The following is a 22,275-nucleotide window of genomic DNA, read 5'->3' on the forward strand; positions in this document are numbered from 1 at the left end:
TGCCTCGGATGTGGCGGATGACGGACGGGTCTCTTTGTGCCGCCATGCTAACCGAGGCTCCGTTCGAGCATCTTTGGATCACGCCGGCCAGCGCGAAACGTGTCGCCGGTTTCGATCGCCGTCACGATCACTTCGGCCGGGCTGAACAACAGTGGATCGATGGCATAGAAATCCCCCTTGAACCGCTTGAAGATCTCGGCAAAGGGTTGACCGTAGTCCCGTGAGGCGCGGCTCGGAAGTTTCTCCGCGAGGTTGCTGGCCTCTTTTGCCGACCCTTTTACGAAGAGCTGGACGCTGCCGCCATAGATGATGGCATCGTTCGTTCTGCCCATGGCGGTCAGGAAATCCGGGTGGGGGGCGGGGATTGGCGCCGCTCCGATGCCGTCGACAACGTTCTCCAGCGGAAATTTGAGATCGTTGGCCTTGTGCAGGGCAACCTCGAGCGCGCGCGCAACGATCTGCAGGCTGCCGGCAAGGCTTTGCGTCGGCGCGTAGAGGAAGGTGAGCTTGTCGGTTGCCAGTCCGGTTGCCTTGCTCACTTTCTCGACGATTGCTGGGGGAGGCGGTTTGGCAGTCTCCAGGATAAGCACGGCGGACGATGCGGTGTCTCGATAGGAAAGCGCGTCGAACAGGGGTTCGACGCGGGCGAGTGCCCGCGCCGGTCCCGATCCCATGGCGAAATAGTCCTGGGCAGACAGGTTCCAGCCCGCATATTGACTGCCTAGGCAGGCTAGTACCGGCTGCGACGAGCGCACCTCGACGGTGAACGGCCATTTCCGCTCCGTGCGGTCCATAAACACCGACACGCTGCCGAGACCGCCCATCGCCGCCTCCGCCATGCGCAGCCCGGCCTCGACGCTGCCGGGCGCCTTGGCGCCGACATCGATAAGGAGCTCGCCCAAGGTTCCCTTGGAAGCGGCGATCCGCAGCCGTTCGGCGTCGCTGATCATGCCGTCAGCGATGCGCTGTGCATTGTCGTTCAGGAATGCCGAACCGTCTTTCATGTCCGGTCTCCTTCCCATTGGAGTTGCAACCGGCGGGCTTGCCCCTTGATGAGCCGCCTGGTCAAATCGGCGTTCGGACCGCGCGCGAAGACGGTGCAGACGGGGTCGCCGGCAATCAGAGGGGTGCCGGGCGACTGATGGTCAGCGGTCCATTCGGGCCACGCAATCGACGGAAACCGCGCGATTGGCGTCGCGGCGTAGGTCACCATTGAAGCCATCGAATCGACGAAGCGTGGCAAACGGTAAGTTCCGCCGGTTGCAGCTCGCAGATGTGCTTCGATCAGCGGCGCGTCGGCCTCGTCAAAAATGTCCAGCGTGGCGCCTGGCCGCGGATTGATCTCGATGAGCTTGTAGCCATCCGATCCGCGAATGAGATCGGCGCTGCACAATCCAACCAGGCCGGCACGGCGCGTCAGGGCTGAAAGCCAGCCGCCGATGACCGCCGCCTGCCTGCGGTCGAAGCGTCTCAGCCGCACGGCCCCGCCATAGCGGTAGGGCGCCGTGGAGACGGGGGAAGTCCATTGTTGGCTGAAGCCGACGATGCGCGCGGCCTGGCCGTCGCCGACGAACAGGGCCGAGATGCTGCGTCCGGCGACGAAACGCTGGAAATAGCGGCCGGTGGTCTGGCTTTCTCCGGCCGCCTGTCTGATATGTCCACCCCCGGCGCCGCCCACGGTCTTGGCCACCCAGCTGTCTGGCTCAGGCGGTCGATCCCACCGGAATTCCGGATGTGGGATGCCGAGTTCGGCACAATCCGCGGCCAGCAATTGCGGGTCCTTGATCCTGCTGATCGCCGCGCCGCGATTGCCGGCAAGCGGAAAATGGCGAGCGACGGCGTCGACAGTCTCCGTCATCCGCTCAAAACCCGAGCCCAGGACGACGGCGACCGGCTGGTCTTCGCCGACCAGGTCCCGAAGCGTCTCGATGATGCGCTCGCCGTCGATGCCGTCCTGTAGGTTGCCCGGCAGCTTGGTCGTTCGTTCTGCCAGCGCAACCGTATCGGTATCGCAGAAGAAATCAGCGACCAACGGACGATAGCCCGCACGCCGCGCAGCCATGGCCAATGCCCGGCCTGAAATCGCCGCGATCAGCAGAGATCTGGCGCTATTTGGCAATCTCGCGTGCAAGGGAAAACGCTTCCTGGAAATCGAGCGCGATCGTTTTTTCGGATTCGATCATTCTTTTGAAAAGGCCAGACTCGACCTTATATTTGACGTTGCCGATGGCAAGCGGGCCAATCCCGACGACCTTTGCCGCTTCTAGCGGGTCGCCATTGGCATTGACGGCCAATCCTTCGATGCCTGCGGGCGGGACCGCGTTGACGTCGGCGGCGATAAGCAAGCCGCTTCCTCTCAACTGGGCCTTTGAAACCACCTGGACGCCGGCTTTCGCACAAGCCAATATGACCTCACTTGCTTCGACCAGATCGGCTTTCCGGGCATCGCTCGATCCGTCAGCCGCATCGACACCGATCTTGAATCGGCTTTTGATCTCGGCAGCGATCTGCTTCACCCTTTCGATGCCGTCATGGCCGACAAGCGTGACGCGGGCGCCCTCCCTTGCCGCGATGACGGCGGTGCAGAAGCCAACCACGCCGGTGGCGCCGAAAACAGCCACCCTCGTGTCCTTCAGCCCGCGCTCGAATTTCTTCTCCAACGCCTTTTCGACCTTGGCCACCATCGCCGCGGCCGTGGTGAACGAGCCGGCGGGGTCGGCAAATACCGAAACCTGGAAAGGCGGCACCATCGCCTTCTTCGCGGCATCGAACATGTCGAGCGCCAACGAAGCATCCTTCCCGGCGATAAAGATGCCGGTATCGACCCCCGCATCCGGCGGGCGCGAAAAGATCGCGTCCTGAACCAGGCCTGTCACCTCACCAAGGTCGACATCGACATAGGGGACCACGCTATCGAAGCCAGCGTCGAGCGCCATGTTCACGTCGAACGGGCTCATGTGCTTCAACGGCGTCAGCATATGCAGGATATGTTTGCGGGCCATTTCTCGCCTTTCTGCTTGGAATCTGAAGCGTCAGCTGCCGACGAGACCGAGTCCGGTCGAACTGATCTTCGCGCCGGAGTTCCTGCCTTTGACGATCTTGATCTGAAGGCCGTCTTCAACGGCTGTCTTCTGAACCGCGCCGACGAATTTGAGCGCGGCGTCATGCGACGGCGCGAAGGCAAACCCTGCGGGTCCCCAGGAACTCTGGCCGATCCCGACGGCGCCCGCTTTATTGAGACGGTGAGCGACCATCTCGACCCGCTTTGAGGTGAACACACCGCCCTGCGCCGGAGCGAAATGGCTGCCGATCAGCATCTGTATCGCGGTGACGGCAGCGCCGAATGCCGCAAGATCGCGCTCGACCAAGGCCGGCATGATACCCATCAGTACCCTCCGGCAGATCTCGCCGCTGCCCGCCGTCGGGAAGGGTGGCAGTGAACGGAACGCCGCGACCTCTGCCTCGCCATGCAGTCCATGCCCGGCATGGTCGAGGATGAGGATGACGCGCCATTCTTCGGGAAACGGCAGCCGCGCCACGACCGGAGGCGGTCCGCCACGCTCGTCCTTGCCCGCGTCGACAATCACGCCGCCGTCTTCGAAACTTGCGATGCCGATTCCAGATCGGCCGCCTCGTTCGAGCAGGGTCGCGTCGCCGGCGACATCGAGAGGCAGGTTGTGGAGCGTTCGCAGTGCCGAGGCGACGGCAAGGGCGATCTGCGTGCCGGACCCAAGGCCGGCGTGACTCGGGATCGACTGTTCGATCACCAAATGGTGCTGGCCGCGAATGCCGAGATGCCTGCAGAGCGTCGACAAGTGCTCACCGGCGCGAACGCTCTCGGAACCTTCGACTATGGTCTCGCCGGACCGCGACAGGGTGACAACGGTTTCGGGTTCACTCAACGGAAGCCCAACGCTGCCAAAGCGACGTCCGGCATCGCCATTGAGATCGAGGAAGCCAAGGTGAAGGCGAGCGGGCACTCGTACGGTAACAAAATTCGACATCTGCCCCCCGATGGGTGCATCATGGATGCATCATGGAAGTTTAGGTGCCCGCCACGATGATAACTGTTTTCGTCGAGGGAGCAAGCCAAAGAGAGTGCATTCATGTTTCTGCTTTGCCTGTCGTGTTGACGGACCGAGCAATTCGGGGAGGTCGAGATGAGCGAAACGGTCAAGGAGAAGGTCTATTCGGACGCCGAGATTGCCGACCGGCTTGAGAAGGAGTTGCCGAAATGGCGCTACGAAAACGGCTGGATACGGCGCAAATACAAGACCCACAGCTGGAAGTCGACGCTGATGGTCATCAACACGGTTGGCCATCTCGCCGAGGCGGCGTGGCACCATCCCGATATCACCGCTTCCTATGCCTGGGTCGAGGTACGCCTGATGAACCACGCGGCGAAGGGTATCACCGACAAGGACTTCGAGTTGGCGAGAAAGATCGAGGACGTTGTCCAGTGGCAGCCGGCCAAGGAAGGCGGAGCGCTGGAGGGAACTCCGGCGACCGATCAACGCTTCGCTTACATCAAATATGATTAAGCGCGGTCGGAGTTTGTTGATAGCGTATGAAAACATTCGTTAATCTGCTGGCAAGCGGGGTTCACGGCCAATCCAGTTTCGTCTAGGATCGGGCCGGCACCAGAAAGTAGTGTAGCGAATGGCGGTTGCTTGGATAGGCAACCGGGAAGCGCTGGTCGAGCGCGCGGCTGCGCATGCCGCGTCGCTGTTATCGTCAAGCCGGTGCCCGGTTTTCAGCTTTGATACGGACATACACGGCACGAGGGCGGCGATCGCGCTGGCCGAGCGGCTTGGCGCGGCATACGATCACACCGACGGCGCGGCACTTGCCCGAGAGACCCTGCTTTTTACCGACAGGGGCGCGATGACCGTCGCCCCTGGGGAGACGCGCCGGCGTGCCGATATCGTGGTGATCGTGGGCGAACTCGCACAAATCCATCATGATCTTGTTGCCGAACTCGCTGGCACGGTTCCCGATCTCTCGACCAGGCCCGATCTCTCGACCGGGATTGAGCGCGAGTTCTTCCTGGTGGGATCGAACGGGGTGTCCGCGCCGCCGTTGAAAAACGGGCGCAAGGCAACGCTCCTTTCCTGTGGCCAGGCTAGCCTCGGCGCCACGCTGGCGGCGCTGAGGGCGCAGTACAAGGGGCGGCAAACATCGCGACCGGTGTCGAACTTCAACGATTTCGCCAAGGCTCTGGCGGCTGCGCACTTTCCCGTGTTCCTGTTTTCAGGCCACGCCACCGATGGGTTGGCGTTGGAGATGCTGCAGGGGCTGATCGCCGATCTCAATCGCAAATCACGTGCATCTGGTCTTCATCTGCCCGCGAGCGAAAACGGGTGGGGAAGCGTGCTCGCCTCGACCTGGATGACAGGTTTTCCATTGCGCACGGGCTTTGCGCGGGGCTTCCCGGAATTCGATCCCTGGCGTTACGATGTGGCGCGCATGATCGCCGCCGGCGAAGCCGACCTGCACCTGCGGATCTCCGCCACGGTTGCCCAACTCCCGAGAAAAAGGGGACGCATGGCACTGATTGCGCTGGCTAAAACGGAAGAGCCGGTCGCAGGCGCCGCGGTCACCATCGCCATTGGCGAAGCTGGAGTCGATCACGATGCGGTTGTCTATTCCAGCCGTACCGGCTCGCTGAAGTCGACTGATACCCGCGTTGCTTCGAAATTGCCCTCCGCCGCGACGATCATTCGCCTGGTCGCCAGTCGGGTTTTCGCCGAGGCATTGCCATGCTGACGAAAATTGCCAACGGCGACATCGTCGACCCCGTCAACAGCCGTCTCGGCAAGGGCGACCTGTGGATCAAGGACGGCAAGATCGTCGCGGCGCCGGCTGAGGGGGTGGCCGACCGGACCATCGAAGCCGCCGGCTGCATCGTGATGGCGGGCGCCATCGACATCCACTCCCACATTGGCGGCGGTAACGTGAATACCGCGCGGCTTCTCTTGCCCGAACAGCATGCCGCCCATCAGGCCCGACCGGCGACCACGCCGCTCTCCAATGCCGGCTGGTCGACCTTCCAGACCGGCTGTCTCTACGCCAAGATGGGCTTCACGACGGTCGTCGAACCGGCGATGTCGCCGGGATCTGCACTCCACACCCATCTCGAGCTGGCCGACATCCCGATCATCGACAAGGCGACGCTCGCCATTCTCGGCAACGACGACTTCCTGCTGTCAATGATCCGTGACGCCGCCACACCTCAAATGATCGAGGACTATGTCGCCTGGACGGTCGCCTCGACGCGAGCGCTCGGGGTCAAGGTGATCAACGCCGGTGCAGCGGCCGCCTTCAAGGAAAACGCACGCACGTTCGCGCTGGACGATGTGGTGCCTTCCTACGGCGTCAGCTCGCGCAACATCGTCAAGACGCTGCAGGCCGCCGTCGACAATCTTGGCCTGCCGCATCCTTTGCATGTCCATTGCAACAATCTGGGCATTCCCGGATCTGCGGACACGGCGGCCGCGACGATTGCGGCGGCGGATGGGCAGCCGCTGCACCTTGCCCACCTCCAGTTCTATGGCTATGGCACGGAAGGAAAGCGAAGATTTTCCTCCGCTGCCGCGCGGCTTGCCGAACTGGTCAACACGACGCCGGAAGTCACCATCGATATCGGTCAGGTGATGTTCGGTCAGACGGTCACGGTCTCCTCCGACGTCATGCGGCAGTTCTCGGCGCGGGGCAGCGCACATCCGAAAAAGACCGTCATTCATGACGGGGATGGCAATGGCGGCGGCATCGTGCCCTACAGCTATGGCAAGGACTTTTATGGCACGATGCAGTGGGCGATCGGGCTCGAGCTTTTTCTCCTGATCGACGATCCCTGGCGTGTGTTCTTCACCACCGATCACCCCAACGGTGCACCCTTTACCGCTTATCCGGCTCTGTTCGAGCTGCTGATGAGGCGGGAAGCACGCACCGAAATGGCCGCTGGACTTTCACGATCCGCCTTAGCGCACTCTACCCTGTCCGCAATCGACCGCGAATACACGTTCGAGGAAATAGCCATCATGACGCGCGCAGCGCCGGCCAGGCTGCTTGGGTTGACGGATCGAGGCCATCTCGGCGCCGGCGCGATAGCCGATATTGCTGTCTATCGCAGGAACGAAAGTATCGCGAAAATGCTCGGACAGGCGGCATATGTTTTCAAGGATGGCGATCTCGTCGTGCAGGACGGGGAGATCATCCATTACCGCTGGGGCAAGGCCCTCAGGCTTAATCCACCTGTGGACAAGGCGATGGTGCGGCGTCTGGAGGACTATCACCAGCAGCGCTACGGCCTGTCCTTAGATTGGTTCAATTTCCCGGATTCCGCGATTGCGCGTGAACAGCCATTCGGCGAGGTGCCATGCCGAACGTGAGCGTAAATGGCGTAACGATCGACGATACTTTTGCCGAAGCCTTTGGGATGCGGGCAACCGCCATCATCATCACCGCGCCGAACCGGAAATGGGCACGGCAGGCGGCGATCACGATGACCGGCTTCGCCACCTCGGTAATCGGTTGCGGCTGCGAAGCGGCAATCGATGCCGACCTGCCGCCGTCAGCCACCCCGGATGGCCGGCCCGGCTGCCGCGTGATGATCTTCGCGATGGGAACCGATGAATTGCAGAAGCAACTGCTCAATCGCGTCGGGCAGTGTGTTTTGACTTCGCCGGGCTCCGCCTGCTTTGCCGGGCTGGAGGGCAGCGCTAAGCTCAAGCTCGGTTCGGCACTGCGTTATTTCGGCGACGGCTGGCAAATCTCCAAGAAGATCGGCGACAGGCATTTCTGGCGCATTCCCGTCATGGATGGTGAATTCCTCTGCGAGGCAACAACCGGACTGACGAAGGAAGCCGTCGGCGGCGGCAATTTCTTTGTCATGGCCGAAAGCAGCGCCAACGCATTGGTCGCGGCCGAGGCCGCGGTCGCCGCGATCGGAATGGTGCCCGGTGCCATCGTGCCGTTCCCGGGCGGCATCGCCCGTTCGGGTTCCAAGATAGGTGGCAAATACAAGGGCATGATCGCCTCGGCCAACGAAGCCTACGCGCCGACACTGCGCGGTGTGGTTGCGAGTGAGCTCGGCCCCGATATCAACGCCGTCCTGGAAATCGTCATTGATGGTGAGACCAATGATGCCGTTGCCGCGGCGATGAAGGCCGGCATCAAGGCCGTCATCCAGATCGGACCGAAGAAAGGCGCGGTTCGCATCGGCGCCGGCAATTACGGCGGCAAGCTCGGTAAGTTCATCTATTCGCTGAAGGATATGTTGCCATGAAGGCGCTGACCTTCACTCTTGTTGCCGAACCGCCTGAGCGCCTCGACCTGTCGCCGCTGACGCCGGAGCGGCTTGCTGGGAGCGAAAGACGGGATATCGAAAAAATCCGGATCGGCATGTCGAAGCACGGATCGAAGGTGGGCGACATTTTTCGCCTCGCCGGCAGCGATCCGCTAAGCATCGTCTTCGAAGGAGGAAGCGCGCGCCTCGACCGGGTGGCGCAAGGCATGGGAGGTGGATCGGTTCGCGTGATCGGCAATACTGGCGCGCAGGCCGGGCGCGCCATGCGCGGCGGCAAGCTGACGATCGAAGGCAATGCGGGGCCGCACGCCGGCTCTGGCATGCGCGGCGGCAGGCTGGAGATAATAGGCAATGCCGGCGATCACCTTGGTGCGCCGCTCGTCGGCGAACTGGCCGGCATGAATGGCGGCGTGCTGATCGTCAGGGGCAGGGCGGGCGCCTTCGCCGCAGACCGGATGCGGCGCGGTCTGATCTCGGTGCTGAAAGGCTCGGGCGACTATGCCGGCAGCCGCATGATCGCGGGCACGCTGGTGGTAGCCGGTGGCATCGGTGAAATGCCCGGCTACCTGATGCGTCGCGGTTCGATCCTTCTTGATCGCGCGCCAGGACATCTGTCGCCGAGCTTCGTCGAGTGTGGCGCGCCCGAGAGCGTTTTTGCCACCATCATCGATCGTCATCTGATCGCCGAAGGCATTTTGAAACGGCCGCTGCTGGGGAGCGCACCACATAAATATGGCGGCGACAACGCGGTGCTTGGAATGGGCGAGGTTCTCTTTCCGCGCCGATGAGGTTTCCGGCAACGAGATCGATCAAGTGCTTGTGCCTGTCGATCGGCCCTGCTCGCTGAGCTTTAGGAATGTGTCCAAACGTCGATTTGCCGCCAGTTATTGGCTTCGCCAAGGTTAAAGCGGCCTACTGGAGACCTGTAGGGCGCGTTTCGGCGGATGCGCGGGCGGATAATTGCGCTTCCGCTGAGCGAAACATGTCCTCGAATCCAAGCTCGGTTTCAAACACGGTGCTTCCCAGGCTGATCGCCAGAACGTCCTCGGTCCCCTTGGGCGCGAAATAGACCCGCGCGACGCTTGCCCGAATGCGCTCGCCAATTTCCGCGGCCTCCGCTTCGGTCGTACCTGGAAGAAAGACTCCGAACATCGATGTTCCTATGCGACCTACCATATCCTCCTTGCGGACCGAAGACTGAATGGCCGATGCGACGAGCCGCAAGGCCTCATCGCCCCAATCTGGGCCGAAGCGAAGATTTATGGAGCGAAGGTGTTCGGCATGAATCACCAGGAAGGCGCCCGAGCGCGGCCCTGGCGCTGACGGCCTGGCCGCGCGCCGCTCGACCATCGAGGTGAAAACCGGGCCGTTCAGGCAGCCTGTCACCCTGTCATAGGTCTCGGCCCTGTTGAGCTCCCGCCGGTAGCCGCGGATCTGGGCCTGCTTCAAGCCGATCAATACGAAAAGCGGCAGACCGATGATCAGAGGCAGCAGCACCGCAGTGACCATGCTGCGCCCGAACGGCGTCAAGACATCGCTGAACAACAGCAGGTAATTGAGGCCCACTGAGAGGGCAAGGCTGCCAACGGTCCCCAGGAAGGCGAGCCACGCGACACCCTTCCATACCGGCTCGGTGGCGGTCGTTTCGGCTTGTGCCATTACCAATCTCCTGTCAGATCGGCGAGCATAGCGCCGGCATGCGCAATTTCAGTTGCGGCAAACCATACAATTTGATCGATGTGCGAATCGTGAATCGATTTCGCCTATCGCGGCGGGCCGAAAACTCCCACCTCCGCGTCCTCGGCGACTGCTTGCGCCTTGCCATAGATGCCGGTGGGCAGCGCGATCGCCCAGCCGTTGGACACAAGCCAGGCGCCGACATCCTGCTTGCCAAGGCTACACGGCGCGGCAATGGCAAAACGTTCGATCTCCGGCGGCATGAAGCACTTCAGCGCGCGCCCACGCAGCCAGGAGTTGAAGGCGGCGCGTGCGCGCTGGCCGCAGGACCAAGCGACATCGTGAAACGAGCAGGTGGCTTCCGGTTCTATGCTGGCCACACCACTGACGGCCACTTTGCGTCCCATGGATTCGAAAGTCGCCGATGACGTTGCCATTGGCCGGAAGAGCAGGGTTTCGCGCCAGTCATCTGGCATGGGCGTTTTAGGGGGCACGGCGAGGCCGAGGTCGCCGAGCGGCGGCCGGGCTTCGATCCGCTCGATCTCGGGCAGGTCAATCGACGGCAGCGCGACAATGCCCTCGGCAACCCTGCGCGCTTCTCGCCATCTTCCGTCGAGAACAGTCGTCTGCGACCGGGCTGGTTGCCCGGCATTCTCGACACGAGTCCCAAGGGCAGGCCTGTCGGTCGCAATCAAGGCTCCGGCATGCATGATCAGGGCAATCCCGAACAGCAGCTCGAGGCCTCCGACCGTAATGACCAGGCGGGCCAGCACAGCGTTCGTTACCGGACGGTCAGAACCCCGAGGTCGATTTGGCAACCAGTTTGAGCGCACCCTTTTCTATCCGATAGAATGGCATCGATCTTTGGCTGGATCCATCGGCGCGAAAGCGGAACAGGCCGGTCGATCCGCGAAATCCACTCGGATTTTCGAGCACCTGTTTGCTGAAACCGTCAGGTCCGACCGCGCTGGCAATTCCTGCAGTCAGCGCAACCATATCATAAGCGTAGGCTACGTTGACGTCGGCGGGATAATTGTATGTCGTCCTGAAGCGATCGGCGATCGGCCCGGTTTCGCCCGGATCGAGCGTTGCGATATAGGCTCCCTCGAACGATGGTTCCATGGGATGCTCCAGCCAACGGCTGGTTCCGACGACGGAGGTCGCCTTGCCCGCAATGCCCTTTGATTTGAGAGCGGCAAGTATCGGCGACGGGCTGGCATCGCCGCTGGCAATGATGACCGCGTCGGGAGTGTCCACGAGCGAGGCCATTTCGTCGACCGCCTTGGCGGCGCCGTCGCCGGCCGAATATGGAACGGTGACGGCGAGCGTCGCGCCATAGATGCTGAGACTGTTGGCGACCCGCTTCTCGACCGTGCTGGCATTCGAGCCACCCGCGACAAACAATACGAATTTTTTTCCGCCTTTTGCGGAGATGCCCGCAGCGCCCGCCGCCGCACTGTCCGCTTCGCTGAGGCGCACGGCATAAACACCGGCGCCGCCCGCGAAATTGTCGGCAAGCGCCAGCACGGGCGGCCGCTTCGATCCCGACAATGTGGCGATATGCTGGGCTGCCGGCAGTTCGGTCGGCCCGATGACGACTTTCGTGCCGGTCGTCAGGGCTTGCAGCGCCAATTTGCCGGCCTGTGCGTTGTCGCCCCTGGTGTCCTCCACCGTCAGCGTAAGCAATCCATTGCCGATATCGGTCATCGCGAGCTTGGCGCCATCGAGCATCTTGCGGCCATTTTCCCCCGCCGTTCCCGGGGCGGATAATGGCAATAGCATGGTAATTTTCGTCGAACCGGCACCCATCGACTGGGTTGCCTGGGCCGGGCCGGCGGCCGGGGCGCCGTCCTGCCCGGCAGGCGCGGCAATCGCCGCCGGATCGAGCGCTTCGGTAACGCCCCCCTTCGACTGGCAGCCCGACAATACCGCGGCGAGCGCGAAGGCGGTTGCCCAAATCTTCAGCCCACGGACCCGTCGGCCAGCTTCCATGATTGTCCCACCCTGTTCACCGCCGGCTTATTATTCCCGGTCTGGTCTCCGACGCATGTTACGGCGAACTGGTCGTGCCGTCCTGTTTTTCTTCAGCCGCCGAAGAGCCGGGCCCTCAGCGCCCCGACCCGTCGCGCTTGCCCTGAGAAGGTATCGCGGTCCGACGAAAACGCGGAAACGCCGAACGTCGCCATCGGCAACGGCACGGTCGGCTGATAGCTCGCGAACGCCTTGAATGTCTGTCGCATACCACACTGCGGTTGCGTCACAATGGGATCGGCTGCGCCGAGCCGGACGACGGAGGTTGTGCCATGGGAGGCTGCTCCAGCCGGTCGGCGCAAGCCAGCGTGACGACTTGGCCAATGCCGGCCAGGGCGATCGTTGCGGCGATCGCCTTCAGGAGTTGATCCGTCCGCTGCCATGGTGGCCAACAGGCGCAGGTTGCCTATCCGGTCAGTGCATGTACTCGACCATGCGATCGTGGAAACACTCGCATTTGTTGAGCGTGTCTTCGTCCTTGTAGTTCGTCTTCAGATAGCCGTAAGCCATGCCGCAGGCGACCTTGGCTTCCGAGGCCCAGACGAAAACCGGCCGGGACGAATTGATCCATTCCGAGCTGTTTGCGACGGCGACCGACTCGTCCATCAGCTTCACCACCTGATCCCTGAGATCGACGATGTTGTCGTTCAGCACCAGGTTGGAGGTGCCGACGACACCGCAATAATCGCCCGTGGGTCCTTCGATGATGTCGGCGGCATTGAGGCCCGTCGACAAGATCGACAGCAGACCGGCCCCAAAAGCCACCCGCAAGATTCTGTTCATGTTGCTCACCCCGTTTCCTTTTGCCCTTAGGCCACGTCCTGCTTGGTACCATGGCTGTCGTCATAGAGTATTTTGACTGCTTCGGCCGCACTGTGGAACGTATAGTTCTCCAGCACCGCCACCGTGTGATAGTTGTCGCCGCCGCCATTGGTGTCGACCTTGACCTCGGCGTTCGCCGCGTTGGCCGAGGACTGCGCGATCTCCACGAAGCCGCCGGCTTCGAGATCGGTGACGCCGGCCAGGCCCTTCAGCAATGCCGTAAGATCGATCTGGTCGCCCTTGGCCCCGTCATGGAAGTCGGCGATCAGGTCGGTCACCTCGAGAGAGCCGATGGCGAAGGTCTTCGTGCCGTCGGAGGCGACGGTTGGCTGTGCGGGGGCACCGAGCGAGGTGTCGAGTTCGACCTCGACATAGTTGCCGGTGGTGCCGTCGGCCATCTGGAACGTGCCGTTGCCTGTCACGGTCTGCCCGTCGATTTCGCCCACGGCGGGGCTGGCCGCCGTGCTGATCGAGACGATACCGTTATCCGTGAGGTGCGACAATTCCCCGGCATCGCTGGCGCCGTTGGTATTGGCGTCCTTCCAGATCAGCAGGCTGTCGAAGGCGGCGTCATTGTGATCGATGACGCCGTCATGATTGCCGTCGAGCGAGGCGAGTGCCGCCGCCCCGCTGGCGAACTTGCCGCCGCCGAAGCTCGGCGTGAACAGCTCGGTGCCGTCGTCGATCTTGCCGTCATGGTTGAGATCCACCGCCAGCATGCCGTCATTCGAGGTGTTCCAGGCGACCTGGTCCTTCGCCCCATCGCCATTGATGTCAAACTGGACGCCGTGGCTGAGGTCGGAGAAGGTGAAGCCGTTGTGGTTCAGATCGAGGACAATGGGGTCGGTAGCGCTGTTGTAGACAACGAAGTCGGAGGCCTGCAGGCCTGCCATCTGCGCAGCGGTAACACCATTCAACGTCGCTACAAGAACTCGGCTCCCAGTGGTGCTCCAGTCTGTGTCATGCCAAATCTGTCCGACGCCGAGGGTCGAATTGAAAACAGCCATATAGGTGTTTGTAGCAGCGGCAGTTGCGGCAGCGATTTGAGCTGATGTCTGGCCGGTCGAAGAGGTAATCAGCACCAGCTGATTGTCGTCGGTAGTATCGATAGCACCGATGCTCGATCGGGCGGTAAAATTGCCATCACTGTTGGTAAGGGGTTGTCCCGCCGCTGTTCCTGAGATGCCGAAGTTGACAGCACCGGCTCCTGTGCCTTCGAGGAAGCCAATCTTGTCGATTCCGGCTTGGAAGTCGGTAATGGTATCTGTTCCTGTGTTCGTCGCTAGTCGGAACTGATCCGCCCCGCCATCGCCTGTAAGGGTGTCATTACCGCCACGTGCGTTGATGGTATCTGCGCCTGCACCACCGACGATCGTATCGATGCCCGAAGAGCCGATGATCTTGAAGCCCTCTGTCTGGTTGGACAGGTTGAGGGTTGCCGCTGCTGCTAGTGTCACATTCTCGATATTGACAAGCTGAGCGTCGCTCGAACTGGTGAAGTTCGCGTTGACACTCAAGGTATCCGTCCCGCCGCCGCCGTTGATCAACAGATCGACCTGATCCGCGATGATCGTGTCACCGGCAGAGCCGCCGAGGATGACGTCGCTGCCGCCTGCACCGTCCAGCGTGCTCGCACTATCGTTGCCAACGACGATGTCCCTGCCGCTGGTTCCCGATACGGTGCCATCTGTGTCCTGCTGGTAGGTGACTGTACCCGTATCGGTCAGCGATCCATCGCTCACTGTATAGGTAAAGGTCCCACCGGCGTTGTTGTTGTCGTTTATATTGATCTGGCCAGAGTTGTGATTGAGAGTCGTGAATCCGTTCTGTGCAGATGCGCCGGTGATGCTAAGCATGTTCCCATCTGGATCGGATGCAAACGCCAGGAAGGCAGCGTCCGCCACGGCGAATGCTCCCCCACCGTAGTTTGACACCACTGTCAGATCAGCTGCCACGGGCGCATGGTTCAGAGGAGCGATGCTGATCGTCGCCGTGTCGCTGGCGCTGAGATCTCCGCCACCAGTGTTGCCGTTGTCATGCACGGTGAGCGTCAGTGTGGCTGTCGAAGCCAGATTGTCGACGTAGGTGATCGACCCGGCTGAGCCAGAACCTGTGTCCACACCTCCGAGCAGATTGTTGATCTGCGTCACGGTGCCGGTGATCGTCAATGTTGACGACCCGTTGCCGGAGACCGTCGCACCACTGTTGCCGGCCGACCCTGACAGCGTGCCCTCGGTGACCGACAGGGTCACCGTCATCGAACCGCTGCCTGCGTCGACGTCACCGATAGACAATCCCGTGCCCGAAAGGGTGAGGCTCGTCTGCGCAATGGCGGCGTAGGCTATCGGGTCAGTCGCCGCCGTCGGCGCGTCGTTCACCGGCGTCACAGTGATCGTGGCCGTCGCCGGGGTGCTGTCCTGCAAGCTGTCATTGTCAACCGCGGCATACTGGAACGTGACCTGCCCATTGTAGTTGGCGGTAGGGACGAAGTGGATCGTCGATGTACCGGCCGGCACAGACCCATTGAGCGCGATCGCCTGGGTATGTGCGGCATCCAGATAGAGAGTGCCATTGGTCGGCAGGCTGGTGATCTTGAAAGAAGTCACCGTTCCATCGCTGTCGGAGCCTGCCAGCGTGACCGCAACATCCAATGCGTCCTCCGCGCCGCTGGCTGAAACAGCGTTTGTTTCCGGATGCGCCGGCACCACCACATTGACCGTCAAGCTCGAGCTCGCCTTGTCGCCGTCGCCATCCACCAATGTGTAGTTAAGGCTCTCGGTCGTATTCGAGGCGACATTGGTCGGGCTGGTATAGGTCCATGCGCCGGTGTCGAAATGGAATGAGAAATGTCCACCAATTGCCGTGGCAATGCCCGTCACCGTCGTCTGGCCGGTGATTGTGCCGGTGATCGCACCGGCCTCTGTGATTTGCGAGCCCGCCCCCGTCGCACCGTTCCAAGTGTAGGTCGTACCATTGACCGTGATGGAATAGACATGCCCGCCATCGGCGCCGAAATGGTCGTTGCCGAGGAGATTGCCGTTTACCTCACCAGGTAACGAAGCCGACAGCGTGGCCGACAATATGGTCGGATCCTTGACGATCTGCGTGCTGTCTTGGTTACGCTGCGCGACTTCGTCAAGGAAGCTCGTATTATTGATATCGCTGAAGCCGACGGCATAGACGTGATTGACCGCGGGATAGTCCGGGTCGTTCCCGCTGTCGTTGAGGAAGTTGGTCCATGCCGTCTGCTGCGCCGAGGTCAGGTGGGTGCCGCCAGTCGGGTCACCGTCGGTCAGGAAGTACAGATTGGTCTGGTCCGCCGCGGGATGGCTAAGATTGGCGTAACCATTGCCCGTCGTGCCGCTGACCAGACTCACGGCGCTCGCGTAGTTGGTGCCGGCCGAGGTCGAGTTGATCGCCGCAATGGCCGAAGCCGCCGCTGCCGGATCCGAATACTGCCCGATGAAGCTGCCGCTGATTCCGAAGGTATAAACCGTGATCTGCGTGAACGTGACGTCGTTGCTCGCGAGGAAATCCGCCACGGCCGACTTCATCAGCGCGAGGCGCGTTTGCCCCGTGCCCGGGACGGTATCGTTCATGCTCTGCGAGAAGTCGAGCACAAGGATCGCGTTCATGGTCGGCTTGGTGCCAGCCACGGCCGTCGCGGTATCCGCTGCGACAGTCGGCATATCGTCGTCGATCTTGATGCCGACCGTGCCGTTGGCGTGGTCGCCGTTGGAGTCGGTGATGGTGTACCCAAGCGAAAGATTGATGTCGTTCTCGCCGCCGCCTTGCGGGTGATCGACCTCCTGCAGCAGCGTGAAGTTATAGGTCGCCGCTGTCTGGTTGACCTCGATCTTGAAGGCGGCGTGGTTGGCTGCGGCCGTCGCGCCGGACGTGTCGGTCGTGCCGTACAAGGTGTGTGAGGCCGTGTCGTAGTAATAGTGGAGCGCGACGCCGTCATGCTTCACTGTGAAAGCGCCGTCCATGACGATGTCGCCATTGGCAACGTCGAAGCTGAGCGAGCCATGCCCGTCCGGCCCATAGCTGCCGAGCGATATGTCCGCGGGGTTCGAAGTCGTATCGTCGCCCGTGCTATTGGTGTTGTGGACGCCCGCGGCAAGATCGTCTTCGTCGACCACGATGCTCGACGAGGTGGCGGTCGGCTGACCGGTGCTGTCGAGCCCGACGGTCAGCGTCGCGGTCGAGGTGTCGCCGTCGCCGTCCTTCAGCGTGTAGGTGAACACGTCGCTGCCGGCCAGGCCGGAGACACGGGTATAGACGTAGCTGCCGTCTTCCTGCAGAGCCAGCGTGCCGAATTGGCCGCTGACGACGAAGCCGCCGCCAGTCACATCGGTGTCCGATCCACCAGAGCCAGTGACGCCGCTGATCTTGGCGCCGTCGGCACCCAGGGTGTCGATACCGGTGCCGTGCAGACCTTCGTTGGTGCCGGCGCCGTCTATCACATTGCCGAGGATCGAGCTGCCTATGATGCCAGTGCCGAAGGAATCGGTGTCATTGTGGGCCGTTGGGCCATCATCGCGTATCGCGATGTCGAGCGAAGAGGTGGTGCTGCTGCCGTCGGTGTCTGTAACGACAACACCGTAGTTCGCAAACACCTGGTCCTGGAGGCCACGGTCACCGGGCGTCGCATCCGCCGTTGTATTCGGATGAGTGACATTGTCGAGCAAGGTGAACTTGTAGGTCACCGTGCCGCCGGTCGCGTCTCCGACAAAGCTTGTCACCTGGAGCAATCCGTAGGCCGGGCCGCCCAAGATGGTCACCGGCGCTCCGGGCGAGGCGGCCTGTAACTCTGCCAAGGTCAGCGCTGTGGTCCCGATCGTCAGCGTGACCAAGCCGTCGGGCGATGTGAAACCGAAGGCGCCGGTGTTGCTTTCCGACGGATCGACATTGGTAGCCGGATTGTTGTCGTTTTCGCCAGATCCCGCAGGTTCGCCGCTACGGATATCCAGGCCCTTTTCATCGACGAACGTATCCCCGCCCGAAGCTTGCAGCGTCAGACCGGTAAGCGTCGTCAAGTAGTTGACGTCGACGGTGGTCGAGCCCGCCGTGACCAGATGCTCGTATTCGCTGCCCCCCGACTGCACCGACGCGATCGAATTGGAAATATTCGCCTGGTCGGTGATCTGGGCGTCCGTGTAGGTGTGGGTCACGGATCCTGTTGTAGCGCCGGTGGCGACTGTCACTGTCTCGCCATTGGCCAGCGTGAAGGTCAGTGGTGCGGTCGGTGCGACCGAACCAGGAGTGCCGGTCAGCGTCACCGTATAAAGGATCGAGCCGCCATTTTCCGAGACCGGGATTGTTGAGGACGTGAGCGTCGCCGTCACCGTGTTTGTAGTGTCGGTCACCTGCGCCGTCGCCGTTGCGGCGCCGACCACGAGATGCTCGAAATTGCCACCGCTGGTGTTGATGATGGTCGCGGTCCGGCTCGACGCGTCGAGATAGACGTCCTCGTCATTGCCCGAGGCAATCGTCAGCGTACCGGTGGTCTGGCCGTTCGCGATCGTGATGTCGCCCTGGTCGGTTGTGATCAAGGTCACGCCCTGGGAGGCGTTCGACAGTGTTGCCGTGAAGACGTAGTTGGCCACCGCTCCTTCCGACACCGTCGAGGCGCTAAGGTTGACCGTCGTGTCGTTGGTGGTGTCGTTTATCGCAAAGCCGAAGTTGGCGGTCGACGTATCGCCGTCGCCATCCTTTACGGTGAAGGTGCCGGTTGCGGTGCCTCCAGTAAGATAGACGTCGTCGCCTTGCGCGGTGAATGTGTAGCTGCCATTCGCCATGACCGCCATCGTGCCGTGCTCGAAGACGATTGGCTGCGAGTAGCCATCGGCGCCGAACACCAGGGTCTTGCCGTTGATCTGCGTCACCGTGGCACCATCGGCGCCGGCGACGAAGTCCAGCACGCCGGTGACCGTTGTGCCCTCGGCGACGTTTTGCGAGGCACTCACACTCGCCGTCGGCGTGTCGTCGTCGACATCGATCGACAGCGTGCCGGTGGCCGTGTCGTGGTCGCCGTCCGTGACGGTGTAGTTGACCCCGAACTGCAGATTGTTCTCGTCGTCGCCGGCAGGGTGCTCGATCGCATGAAGCTGCGTGACCGTGTAGGCGCCGGATGTGGTGTCGGCCAGATGCACCTTCAGCACATCGACGACGACGTTGTTCTGCATCTGGCTGATGATCAGGTCGGTTCCCGAGTTCGAGGTCACCGAGAACCCGCCCGCAACCGGCAGCGTTGCGCCGGTGAGCAGCGTCGTACCGGCGCCGTCGGCGCCGTAGGTGTGGCCGAGCGTACCGGATGTGTGGGCTGTGTCGGGAGTGACATCGCCGGTGCCATCGGGATTGCCGCCCAGCGCGTCGTCATCGAGCTGGACCTGTGCATTCATCGCTGCCGCCGGCACGTCGTCCGCGACATTGACCGTAAAGCTCTGGGTGACGGAGTCGCCGTCGCCGTCGACGGCCTTGATGGTGAAGCCGAGCGGCAGCGAGGCGTCGCTGCCGCCGGTGTGGTCGTGGTCAAGCGGCTGCCAGAGGGTGAAGACAAAGGTCGGGGTGCCCACGCCGTTCAGGGTCACCATGAAGACGGGATTGGATACGGTGTCGCCTTGCTTGAAGGCGACGAGTTCCTCATCGACGCCGTTGGCGGCAAGACGGACTGTGTAGTCCAGCGAAACGCCGCCCGAGGTCAGCTCTTCGGGCGCCATGAGAGTGTTGCCGGGACCGCGCGCGAATTCGAGATGGCTCGATCCCTTGTCGTCCGCATTCCAGTCGATATTGAGATTGCCTGATGTCGGCTGTACCAGGGGCAGCAGGCTCTCCGACACATTGCCCGTACCCGCAGGGCTGGTGACGACCGGAATGTCGTCGGTGACATGCACGGTGAAGGCGGACGACGTGCTGTCGCCATCCGAATCCGTCGCGTTGAAGCCGAAGGACAGGGCCTTGTCGTTGTGGTCGGCTCCAGCCGGATGGTCGATATTGTCTTCCAGGTTGAACGAATAGTTGCCGTTCGTCTGATCGTTGATCGACACGGTGAAGATGGTGCGGATGACCGAGTTGTGCGTGGCGGTCGCCGTCAGCACGGTGTCGTTGCTGGACAGAGTGTAGGTGATGGCATCGCCATTGGACGTCAGGCCAGCCTGGACGCCGGCCAACGCCGGATTGAAGGCAACCGAGCGGTCGTGAATGCCGCTGTTGGGATTGGCGTCGTCGGCTCCCCACGAGATTCCCAGCGAGCCGGTCGCGGAGGCCGCGTTGAATGCGTTTGTGGAACCCGCTGCGGTGCTTTCCGCCACGGTGGCCTCCGCCGCAACGATCACTGGCCTGTCATTTTCGACCACAATGTTCAACGTGCCGGCCAGGTTGACGCTGTCGCCGTCGAAGTCGGTCGCCTTGAAGAGCGAGCCGATGTCGATCGCCATCGTTCCGCTGTCGCCGGAATTGAGACTATGGTCGAGGTGATCGAGCAGCGTCAGCGTAAAGGTGCCGTTGTTGTTGTCCGCAATCGTGAACACGGTGCGACCGTCCGCCGCGACGCCATCGACGGCATCGACACCCACAACGAAATGAACCGCCGATCCCCCCGACGACACGCCCGCCTGAGTTCCATTCTTTTCGACGTTGAAGGAGAAAGTCGCGTCGTCATCAGCGCCGATGGAAAGCAGTGGGACGAAGGCTGATGCCCCAAAAGTAACCGAGGTTGGCTGGCTGCCGCCTTCCGAATTTCCGCTCGACAGGCCGGTCAGCGTGTCTTCGTAGACGGTCGGAAGAGTGGCGCTGCCGTTCAGCGCCACCGGAATGTCGTCCTCGATGCCGATGGTGAAGACGCCGCCGCTGGTGGTGGTGGTCGACGTATAGAGGAAATTTTCGGCGCGAATCTTGTCGCCGCTGTCGAGATCGAAGCGGATCACCAGATGGTCGAACGTGCCCGCCGGGTCGATCGTGACGACGGAGCCGTCGGCCGGCACGGTCATCGTTCCTGTCTGGAAACCGGAGCTGCCGGAAACCGGCACGCCGGCGCCATTGTAGGCTTCCCAGGAAATTGTGCCCGAACCGTTGCCGTTGATGGTGAAGCTCACCGCGTCGGTGCCGGGCCGCGAGAAGATAAAGCCCTCATTGTCATGGATATGATTGTCGCCGATGCCGACGCCCTGACCCGAAACGTTGAAGGAATCGCTCCCGGCGCCATTGTTGAAATCGTGAGCCAAGGCTCCATTGAACGTTAGTCCGTCGAACGTAACGCCGCCCACGGTATAGGTGCCGTAATGGCCGGAATGTAGACTCAGGCCTGTCGTGGCTGTGGTGGTCGTCGTCTCGCCGGTGATCGCGATCGTGTCGCCGTCGGCGTCGGTGAACTGGAGCGCATGTGTGAAGTCGAGCACCAGCTTCTGGTTGTCATCGTTGGCGGGGGAGTTCGGCAGGTGGTCGATCTGGTCCAGCAAGGTGAAGGTGTAGGTGCCGTTCGGCTGGACATCGAGGGTGAAGACTTTGCGGTCGCCCGCATCGAGGCCGGGTGTTCCGCTCTCGACATAGCCGGTCAGCACCGTGCCGTCGACGTGGTAGACGATCGCCTCGCCCTTCGATGTCGCCGCCGGCAAGCCAGCGGGGTTCTGGATCAGCGAGAAGGAACCGGGTTCGTCCGCTCCGGCGGAGACCAGCGAGCTCAGCGAACCGGTCGCGACCGTGCCGAGGCCATCTCCGTCGGGATTGCCGACGGAATGACCATTCGAGTTCGCCAGCAAAAGCGCGTCCTCGCCGACATTGCCGGAGACGGTGGCGCTGGTCTGCACCGGAATGTCGTCGAGGACCTGGATCACGAAGGTCCCGGCGCCAAGGGAGATGGAGTCGCCGTCACCGTCGGTCGCGACGATATACGAGGAAAGATCGATCGGGCTCGTCAGCTGGTTTTCACCATTGTCTCCGGCCTGGCCGTCCAGCGCCAGATGATCGATCTGATCCTTGAGCGTGAAGACGTAGGAGCCGTTGGCCCCCACGGTCAGCTGGAAGATCTCGCGGTCGCCGGCCGAGAAGCCGGCGCCGTTTCCTGCCTCGGCATAACCATGCAAGGTGCTCCCATCGGATACGATGAGCACATGCGCGCCCTGCGACGTAAGGCCGGAATCCGCCGGCACGGCCGTCGAGGCAAGATGAAACGCCTGGGCGCCCGGGCCGTCGGCGCCGAAGCCGACGAGCGCGGTCAGCGCGCCGGCAGCGCCCGTGACGGTCGCGGAAAGGCCGATCGCTCCCGTCTCACCCGGCCTGCCGGCATCTGGGTTGTGCCCGGCAAGCCCGTCTTCGTCGACATTCGCCGTGATCGAGGCGGTTCCGACGGCCTTCGGCCCGTCATCCTCGAAGACGATGGTCTGGGAGATGTCGGCGCTTTGTGTGACGTGGTCGCCGTCGCCGTCGGTCGCCGTGAC

14 protein-coding genes are annotated in these 22,275 nt (G+C 62.3%); 5 read left to right on the plus strand and 9 right to left on the minus strand.

Annotation, left to right across the window (positions count from 1 at the left end; genetic code table 11):
• Window positions 1-47 precede the first annotated feature (47 nt).
• The 4 genes from mch to FJ942_RS23875 are packed head-to-tail and all read right to left on the minus strand — an operon-like array spanning window position 48 to window position 4,004.
• A complete protein-coding gene (gene mch, locus FJ942_RS23860) occupies window positions 48-1,004 on the minus strand; it encodes a methenyltetrahydromethanopterin cyclohydrolase (protein ID WP_140515161.1) in 957 nt (318 codons plus the stop codon).
• Entirely contained in the window at window positions 1,001-2,062 is a 1,062-nt protein-coding gene (locus FJ942_RS23865) for an ATP-grasp domain-containing protein (protein ID WP_224655934.1), read from the minus strand. Before FJ942_RS23865 ends, mch begins: the two co-directional genes overlap by 4 nt.
• 46 nt (window positions 2,063-2,108) lie before the next feature.
• A complete protein-coding gene (locus FJ942_RS23870; RefSeq protein ID WP_140566625.1) occupies window positions 2,109-3,002 on the minus strand; it encodes an NAD(P)-dependent methylenetetrahydromethanopterin dehydrogenase in 894 nt (297 codons plus the stop codon).
• A 30-nt stretch (window positions 3,003-3,032) separates the two neighbouring features.
• Complete coding sequence (locus FJ942_RS23875; protein WP_140623844.1) at window positions 3,033-4,004, minus strand: beta-ribofuranosylaminobenzene 5'-phosphate synthase family protein; 972 nt, start codon at window positions 4,002-4,004, stop codon at window positions 3,033-3,035.
• A gap of 156 nt (window positions 4,005-4,160) precedes the next feature.
• Between FJ942_RS23875 and FJ942_RS23880 the strand changes: the two genes are divergently transcribed.
• The 5 genes from FJ942_RS23880 to FJ942_RS23900 all read left to right on the plus strand — a co-directional run bounded on the left by FJ942_RS23880 (window position 4,161) and on the right by FJ942_RS23900 (window position 9,096).
• Window positions 4,161-4,541 (plus strand): 4a-hydroxytetrahydrobiopterin dehydratase, encoded by a 381-nt coding sequence (locus FJ942_RS23880; protein ID WP_140498164.1) that lies wholly within the window; start codon window positions 4,161-4,163, stop codon window positions 4,539-4,541.
• A gap of 118 nt (window positions 4,542-4,659) precedes the next feature.
• On the plus strand, window positions 4,660-5,766 hold the full coding sequence (locus FJ942_RS23885; protein WP_140899131.1) for a tungsten formylmethanofuran dehydrogenase: 1,107 nt from the start codon (window positions 4,660-4,662) through the stop codon (window positions 5,764-5,766).
• Window positions 5,760-7,391 (plus strand): formylmethanofuran dehydrogenase subunit A, encoded by a 1,632-nt coding sequence (locus FJ942_RS23890; RefSeq protein ID WP_140560494.1) that lies wholly within the window; start codon window positions 5,760-5,762, stop codon window positions 7,389-7,391. Before FJ942_RS23885 ends, FJ942_RS23890 begins: the two co-directional genes overlap by 7 nt.
• Window positions 7,379-8,287: a formylmethanofuran--tetrahydromethanopterin N-formyltransferase gene (fhcD, locus tag FJ942_RS23895; RefSeq protein WP_140515165.1), complete on the plus strand. Its 909-nt coding sequence runs from the start codon at window positions 7,379-7,381 to the stop codon at window positions 8,285-8,287. Before FJ942_RS23890 ends, fhcD begins: the two co-directional genes overlap by 13 nt.
• Entirely contained in the window at window positions 8,284-9,096 is an 813-nt protein-coding gene (locus FJ942_RS23900) for a formylmethanofuran dehydrogenase subunit C (RefSeq protein WP_140665710.1), read from the plus strand. Before fhcD ends, FJ942_RS23900 begins: the two co-directional genes overlap by 4 nt.
• A 124-nt stretch (window positions 9,097-9,220) precedes the next feature.
• On the opposite strand, the gene FJ942_RS23905 is transcribed toward FJ942_RS23900, so the two are convergent.
• The 5 genes from FJ942_RS23905 to FJ942_RS23925 all read right to left on the minus strand — a co-directional run bounded on the left by FJ942_RS23905 (window position 9,221) and on the right by FJ942_RS23925 (window position 22,227).
• Window positions 9,221-9,967 (minus strand): GGDEF domain-containing protein, encoded by a 747-nt coding sequence (locus FJ942_RS23905; RefSeq protein ID WP_140623836.1) that lies wholly within the window; start codon window positions 9,965-9,967, stop codon window positions 9,221-9,223.
• Between the two features lie 104 nt (window positions 9,968-10,071).
• Window positions 10,072-10,758, minus strand: a complete 687-nt coding sequence (locus FJ942_RS23910) for a thermonuclease family protein (RefSeq protein ID WP_140899133.1) — start codon at window positions 10,756-10,758, stop codon at window positions 10,072-10,074.
• A 19-nt stretch (window positions 10,759-10,777) separates the two neighbouring features.
• The gene (locus FJ942_RS23915) at window positions 10,778-11,977 is read right to left on the minus strand and encodes an ABC transporter substrate-binding protein (protein ID WP_140899135.1); all 1,200 of its coding nucleotides are present in this window, start codon (window positions 11,975-11,977) and stop codon (window positions 10,778-10,780) included.
• A gap of 453 nt (window positions 11,978-12,430) precedes the next feature.
• Complete coding sequence (locus tag FJ942_RS23920) at window positions 12,431-12,799, minus strand: hypothetical protein (RefSeq protein ID WP_140498145.1); 369 nt, start codon at window positions 12,797-12,799, stop codon at window positions 12,431-12,433.
• Between the two features lie 26 nt (window positions 12,800-12,825).
• On the minus strand, window positions 12,826-22,227 hold the full coding sequence (locus FJ942_RS23925; RefSeq protein WP_348642156.1) for a DUF5801 repeats-in-toxin domain-containing protein: 9,402 nt from the start codon (window positions 22,225-22,227) through the stop codon (window positions 12,826-12,828).
• Window positions 22,228-22,275 lie beyond the last annotated feature (48 nt).

The organism is Mesorhizobium sp. B2-4-2, from assembly GCF_006442845.1.
Lineage (GTDB): Bacteria > Pseudomonadota > Alphaproteobacteria > Rhizobiales > Rhizobiaceae > Mesorhizobium.